We start from the raw sequence: 6,391 nt of genomic DNA on the forward strand, positions 1-6,391 counted from the left end.
TGCCATTGCGGCCGCGTGACAATGGAGCATACTTGATTCGGGCGGCGCAGCACTTTTCGATTCGAACATCACGAGAGATCGAGCGACCACATGCGGGATTGAGGTCCCGGCGTGAAGGCTGTGACATGCGGCAGGTCAAGCCGCGTGCGGCGCCCCAAAACCAAGTGGCTCAACCCACGGAACTCGGGGACGCATTCCGCATGACACGCTACCAGACCATCGCAACTCTCTTCGCCGTCACAACCGCAGCCATCGCATTCCAGACATCGCCCGGCCTTTCCTTCTCGTCCGAAGCGCAGCAGATGTGCTCCGGCGATGCCATGCGGCTGTGCTCCAGTGAGATCCCGGACATCCCCAGGATCAGGGCCTGCATGGTGCAGAAGAAAGCTCAGGTCAGCCCGGGCTGTCGCGCCGTGATGGACCGCGAGCACGCCGCCGCGACATCGCGCAAGCGGGAAGCGACGGCGCAATAGAGAGAGCGTAGCTGCGGCCATCCTTCGAGACGCCCGCCCAAGGGGCGGGCCCTCAGGATGAGGTCTCGTTTCGCGGCGAGATATCAAACCTTCATGGTCAGGAGCCCGCCAAGGCGGGCGTCTCGAACCATGCAGGCCGAGGTCTCACGGAGCAGAGATCTAGTCGCCCCACTGCGCGAAGGCGTCGTTGAAGGCGCGCTCGCCGGGAGCGCCCTTCTCGATGGCGATGATGGCGCGGCGCTGGTTGGCGTAGACCAGGGGCACGTCGAACCAGGAGCGCTCCTTGAGGAGCTGGACGTTGCGGCTGCGGTCGGCGTCGACGTTGGAGAGGCCGACCAGGAAGAAGCCGTCGGTGACCTTGACCGCGAGGCCTGCCAGCGGCGTGCCGCGTGCCTGCTCGTTCGACTTCATCAGGATGCCCGGCACATTGGCGACGCCGCCGCCCGAAAAGTCCGCCGGCAGGACGAAGGTCAACTCCGCGGTGTGGCTCGCCGGCAGCGAGGAGTCGGTGTTGCGGCGGAACGACATCGTCATCTTGAACTTGCGGTCGGGGATCTCGATGTCGGCGCGCACGGCGACGTCGGCCTTCTGGTTGCCCGACGCCTTGATCGGCTCGAGCCGCCACACCACCGAGCCGACATATTGCTTGCCCTTTGGATCGGACGGATCCTCGTCATAGAGCACGACCTTCTGCGCCACCGGCGCGACCGGCTGGTCGCTGGCCGAGGGCTGGCCGACGCGATCCGGAATCTTGGGCTTGCTCTGCGGCTGCGACGAATCCCTGGGCGCCTCCACCACCTGCGTCGGCGAAGACTTCAACAGGTTGGTCGCGGTCTGAACCAGCTGCTTGCCCCAGAGGATGCCGGCACCGACCAGGATCAGCACGATGCCGACGGCGATTGCGCTCTTGAACGGAAAGGCGCGGCCGGTGCGGGCGCGCTTCTTCTTCGTGTCACGGTCGAGAACGGGGATGTGCGGACGTTGCGACGGCGGCTGCGACTGCGGCGCGTAGCGCTCGGCCTCCTCGATCGATTCGTCGTAGGAGTAGGGCGCGTCCGTCCCGGCAGCGCGATTTTCCAGGCTCGGCTCGAGTCGGTCGAATTCCGGCGAGGGCGAAGGCACGTTGGCGTAGGTGCGGCGCGCGGCGCGGTTGGCCTGCGCGGCGGCGCCGCCGAGATCGTTGGCGTCGGCCGTGATGTCGCGGAAGCCGCGCACGCCCGGTGCCGGCGGCAGCGGCGGCGGGGGTCCCATGTCCGGCGGGCGGCGCCCACCGGCGCGATCACGTCCGGCCGGCGGCGGCTCCGGCATCGACGGCGGTGCCGACGGACCCTGCGGCCGCGGCGCGTCGAAACGCGGAGCCCGCGGCGCACGTGGGGCGTCGCCCTGGTCATCGACGTTGAAGGAGGGCCGGTCGGCGCGCGGCGGCGGCGGAGCCGGACGGGCGCGTGGCGGGGCAGAAGTTTGGGGCGCGGGCGCGTTGCCCTCGGTGGCGCGGGTGCTGGCGCGGCGGAAGGCATCGCCGCTGCCGCTGCTGCGCGCGCCGCCACCGGGGCGCGAGGCCTCGCGGGCACGCTGGGCGGCCTCTGATTCGACCTTGCGGACGGCCTCTTCCAGCGAGAGCCGCTCGCGGGTGATCTCGGATTCGGAGAGCGGCGGCTGCACGCTGCGGAGCTGCGCGATCAGCGCCGTGCGCGCCCGCTCGTAGAGCGCGCGACGGCTCTCGCCGGGAGCGTTGGGGTCCAGGGCGGCAATAGCGCGGGCGATCAGCGGATAGTAATCAGCCATTTCTACTCAATTATACGCGCGTCCCGGTAAGAGATCGTTAAGCCTCAAACGGATTTTGTACCAGGATAGTATCCTCGCGTTCGGGGCTGGTGGAAAGCAGTGCGACCGGGCACCCCACCAATTCCTCGATCCGGCGGACATATTTGATCGCCTGGGCCGGCAGCTGGGCCCAGGACCGCGCATTGGCGGTCGGCTCCTTCCAGCCTTCGATGGTCTCGTAGATCGGCTCGACCCGGGCCTGGGCGCCCTCGCCCGCCGGGAAATGATCGATCTCCTTGCCGTCGAGCTTGTAGCCGGTGCAGACCTCGATCGTGTCGAAGCCGTCGAGAATGTCGAGCTTGGTCAGCGCCAGACCGTTGATGCCGCAGGTCCGGACCGCCTGGCGAACCAGAACCGCATCGAACCAGCCGCAGCGGCGGGGCCGTCCGGTATTGGTGCCAAACTCGCGGCCGCGCTCGCCGATCTTGCGGCCGGTCTCGTTGTCCTGCTCGGTCGGGAACGGGCCCTGGCCGACGCGGGTCGTATAGGCTTTGCAGAGGCCGAGCACATAGCCGACCGCGGCGGGGCCGAGGCCCGAACCGGTCGCGGCCTGCGCCGCCACCGTGTTGGACGAGGTGACGTAAGGGTACGTGCCGTGATCGACGTCGAGCAGCGCGCCTTGCGCGCCCTCGAACAGCATGCGCTTGCCCTCGCGCCGCTTGATGTCGAGCAGCCGCCACACCGTCTCGGCATAGGGCAAGAGCTGCGGCGCCAGCGCGGTCAATTCCTTCAGGATCTCCTTGCCGTCGAACTCCGGCAGGCCCAGTCCGCGGCGCAATGCATTGTGATGCGCCAGCAGCCGGTCGATCTTGTGCGGCAGCGTATCGAGATCGGCAAGGTCCATCAGGCGGATGGCGCGGCGGCCGACCTTGTCCTCGTAGGCCGGGCCGATGCCGCGGCGCGTGGTGCCGATCGCGGTTGCCGCATTGGCGGATTCGCGATGCGCGTCGAGTTCGCGATGCAGCGGCAGGATCAGCGTGACATTCTCGGCGACCCGCAAGTTTTCCGGGCTGATGGCGACGCCCTGTGCACGCAGCTTGGTGACCTCGTCGAGGAAGGCGGCGGGATCGAACACCACGCCGTTGCCGATCACCGACAGCTTCTGCTCGCGCAGCACGCCCGAGGGCAGCAGCGCCAGCTTGTAGGTCTTGCTGTTGATCACCAGCGTGTGGCCGGCGTTATGGCCGCCCTGGAAACGGACGACGATGTCCGCCTGCTCCGACAACCAGTCGACGATCTTGCCCTTTCCTTCGTCGCCCCACTGGGCGCCGACGACGACAACATTGGCCATTCGCGGGTAATCCCTATGCAATCTGTTAGATGCGCCCAGCCCATTCACGGCCGGGGCCGCTCGAACGCGAGGCAGCCAACCGGATAAAGGATGCAGCCCCTCTAGGCAAGCAAGAACGGGACTTTTTCGAGGCCGCGAGCGTACTCCAAGCCTTTGATATCCCCTGAAAATCCAGAAACCTTCGCGGCGGGTGCAATGCTTCGGCCAAAGCGTGAGAGGCTGCTTCCGCCGCTGCATGGTCGCGATGCATCCGGCCCCCGTTGATGCAACCTCGATTTCCGTGTCTTTGAACGGGCCGGGTCCGAACCGGCCCGGGTGCCGCCGGGCTGGAGGCTTGGCGCATGACGCGGGGCCACAACAATCCAATGTCCGCCACCGACGAGACCACCGGCGCCGCCAGGTCCGGCCAGAACTGGATCGCCAACCAGCCTTATCTGCTGCTCAGCATCACCGCGCTGTGCTGGGCCGGCAATGCCATCGTCGGGCGGCTGGCCGCCGGTCACATCCCGCCGGTGACGCTGTCGTTCCTGCGCTGGTTCTTCGCCTTCCTGCTGGTGCTGCCGTTCGCCTGGAAACACCTGGCGCAGGACTGGCCCGCGATCCGCGGCAAGCTCGGCCTGATGGTCACGCTCTCGATCACCGGCATCGGCGCCTTCAACACGCTGCAATATTGGGCGCTGGAGCATACGCAGGCGCTCAACACTCTCCTGTTGCAATCCGCCGCGCCGCTCGTCGTGGCGCTGTGGTCGCTCGCCATCCTCGGCGTGCGCCTCACCGCAGGGCAGGCCTTCGGCGTGCTGCTGTCGATGTGCGGCGTGCTGATCATCCTGCTGCATGGCGATCTCACCACGCTGTCGAACATCGATTTCAACAAGGGCGACCTCATCTTCGTCGTCGCGCTGATCATCTTCGCGCTCTATTCGGTGCTGACCTTGAAGCGGCCGCCGATGCACGGCCTGTCGTTCCTCGCCTTCACGTTCGGCTGCGGTGCTGCCTGTCTCATTCCGCTGGAGATCTGGGAGTTGTCCGCGCGTCCCGTGATGAAGCTCGACGGGCCGAACCTCCTGACCCTGTTCTATGTCGCGGTGTTCCCCTCGACGCTCGCCTATCTCTGCTTCAATCGCGGTGTCCAGCTGATCGGCGCCAACCGCGCCGCACCGTTCTTCCATGTCGTGCCGGTGTTCGGCTCGATCATGGCAATGGCGTTTTTGGGCGAGCACCCGCAGGCGTTCCACTGCATCGGCTTCGCGCTGGTGCTGGCCGGCGTGTTCGTGGCGTCACGGAAGCAGGCGACGTAGCTCGTCTTCAAATGTATCGCGCCGCACCCATGCAGAGCGTCGTCGTGCCGGGGCCAATTGCGGCCTGAACGCCGACCGCGATCAACGCGCAGATCGCGCCGACCGCGAGGACCTGCTCGGTCTTGCCGAAGCTGCCGGCGTGGGCGAGATGGCCGAGATGGCTCCGGTCACCACCGCGATCGTCGCCACCCCAAGACGTTTGCGGCCCTGCGCCCGCCGCGGTCGCCCGAGGAGGTCTGCCGCTTGATGCAGACCGCGTGGCGCGCCGCTGTTGATGGGTTGATACTGGAGAGGCAGAAAGCGCACTGAGCGGAAGAAGTGGGCTCACGAGCGTCCCGCTTTCCTTGCAATTTGTCCGGGACCAAGGTTCAATGTCCCGATTGCTGGCTTCCCGATCCAATAACCCAACTGTAATTGCAGGGAGAGTGATATGGGCGCATTGATGGCCGAGGACGATATCTATATCGGCCCGCTGTTCGATCTGTTCAATTTGAGATTTGGTCCCGAGCAGAAAGATATCGAACTGACTGCCGGGGGCGTGTCCGAAATCAAGGCCCTGCAGGATGAATTCGAAATCTTCCAGGAAGGACGGCCGTTCCTCGAGAGCGCAAAGCTCCTCGGATTGGGCGGCCTCAACAACAACCGTGCAAAGAACCGATGGTACAGTGTGCTGGCCTGGCTGGCCAAGGTCCCCTCTGACCAGGACGGCGAAACGGGCGACCAGCGCATCGTGAACGCATTGATCAAGAACTTTGCGCGCAAGTCGCCGCTGCCTTGCTTCATGAAGGCCCATGATTCCCGCGATACCGGCGGCTACGGCCTGCGGGTCGTGGTTCGCGAGGACAAGCCGGTCTTCTACATCGAGCGAACGTACCTCACGATCTCGGTGCCGATGGCGCCCAAGGTCCCGCCTGGAGGCAAGGGCAAGAAGAAGTCGAAGAAATAGGCGGGCTGATGCGCGCCGCCGTTGTCGCGAGCGAGCTTGCCTCTCCCCGCGCCGGAGACCTGAGCCAGATTTACAGCGGCATCGCCGCCTATTATTCGGCGAAGGTCGCACGCTTCGGCGCGACGCCGAACGGCGTCGACTGGACCTGCCAGGCCACGCAGGAGATGCGCTTCGTCCAGCTCCTGAAATTGTGCGACTTCGCATCGCCCTTCTCGCTGAACGATCTCGGTTGCGGCTATGGCGCGCTGATCGCCTATCTCGGCCGCCGGCATGGCGGCTGCGCGGTGGACTATCTCGGTATCGACGTCTCGGAGCCGATGGTTCGGCGGGCGCGGCGGCTTTGGCGGAACCGCGGCGACACCTCGTTCGCCATCGGCCATAGCAGCCCCCGGACGGCCGACTACGCGGTCGCCAGCGGCATCTTCAACGTTGCGCAGGATCAGACGCAGCACGACTGGGAGCAGTTCATCGCGGCGAGCCTCGATGATCTTCATCGCACCACCAGGCGCGGCTTCGCAGTCAACTTCATGAAGCGGCCAGAAAGCGCGCCTGCCCGCCG

Annotated in this window: 6 protein-coding genes; 4 read left to right on the top strand and 2 right to left on the bottom strand. The window is 66.1% G+C overall.

Annotation, left to right across the window (positions count from 1 at the left end):
- Positions 1-200 precede the first annotated feature (200 nt).
- Positions 201-473: a hypothetical protein gene (locus IVB47_RS24225; protein WP_027519942.1), complete on the top strand. Its 273-nt coding sequence runs from the start codon at positions 201-203 to the stop codon at positions 471-473.
- 159 nt (positions 474-632) lie between these two features.
- Here the strand turns inward: IVB47_RS24225 and IVB47_RS24230 are convergent, their stop codons facing one another.
- Together IVB47_RS24230 and IVB47_RS24235 are read right to left on the bottom strand one after the other, a co-directional pair.
- Complete coding sequence (locus IVB47_RS24230; RefSeq protein WP_247464982.1) at positions 633-2,258, bottom strand: hypothetical protein; 1,626 nt, start codon at positions 2,256-2,258, stop codon at positions 633-635.
- A gap of 37 nt (positions 2,259-2,295) precedes the next feature.
- Positions 2,296-3,588, bottom strand: coding sequence for an adenylosuccinate synthase (locus IVB47_RS24235; RefSeq protein ID WP_247464985.1), 1,293 nt, complete (start codon positions 3,586-3,588; stop codon positions 2,296-2,298).
- A gap of 365 nt (positions 3,589-3,953) precedes the next feature.
- Here IVB47_RS24235 and IVB47_RS24240 point away from each other — a divergent pair, with 365 nt between their 5' ends.
- From IVB47_RS24240 to IVB47_RS24250, 3 genes are all read left to right on the top strand, one after another.
- On the top strand, positions 3,954-4,886 hold the full coding sequence (locus IVB47_RS24240; protein ID WP_247465299.1) for a DMT family transporter: 933 nt from the start codon (positions 3,954-3,956) through the stop codon (positions 4,884-4,886).
- A 430-nt stretch (positions 4,887-5,316) separates the two neighbouring features.
- Positions 5,317-5,832, top strand: a complete 516-nt coding sequence (locus IVB47_RS24245) for a hypothetical protein (protein ID WP_247431614.1) — start codon at positions 5,317-5,319, stop codon at positions 5,830-5,832.
- Positions 5,833-5,840: 8 nt separating this feature from the next.
- On the top strand, positions 5,841-6,391 hold a 551-nt coding region (locus IVB47_RS24250), incomplete at its 3' end, for a class I SAM-dependent methyltransferase (RefSeq protein WP_247464987.1).

Source organism: Bradyrhizobium sp. 62 (assembly GCF_023073035.1).
GTDB lineage: Bacteria > Pseudomonadota > Alphaproteobacteria > Rhizobiales > Xanthobacteraceae > Bradyrhizobium.

Coding starts and splice junctions, on each gene's coding strand:
- IVB47_RS24225 (WP_027519942.1), top strand. CDS start 201: ATGACACGCTACCAGACCATCGCAACTCTCTTCGCCGTCACAACCGCA.
- IVB47_RS24230 (WP_247464982.1), bottom strand. CDS start 2,258: ATGGCTGATTACTATCCGCTGATCGCCCGCGCTATTGCCGCCCTGGAC.
- IVB47_RS24240 (WP_247465299.1), top strand. CDS start 3,954: ATGTCCGCCACCGACGAGACCACCGGCGCCGCCAGGTCCGGCCAGAAC.
- IVB47_RS24235 (WP_247464985.1), bottom strand. CDS start 3,588: ATGGCCAATGTTGTCGTCGTCGGCGCCCAGTGGGGCGACGAAGGAAAG.
- IVB47_RS24245 (WP_247431614.1), top strand. CDS start 5,317: ATGGGCGCATTGATGGCCGAGGACGATATCTATATCGGCCCGCTGTTC.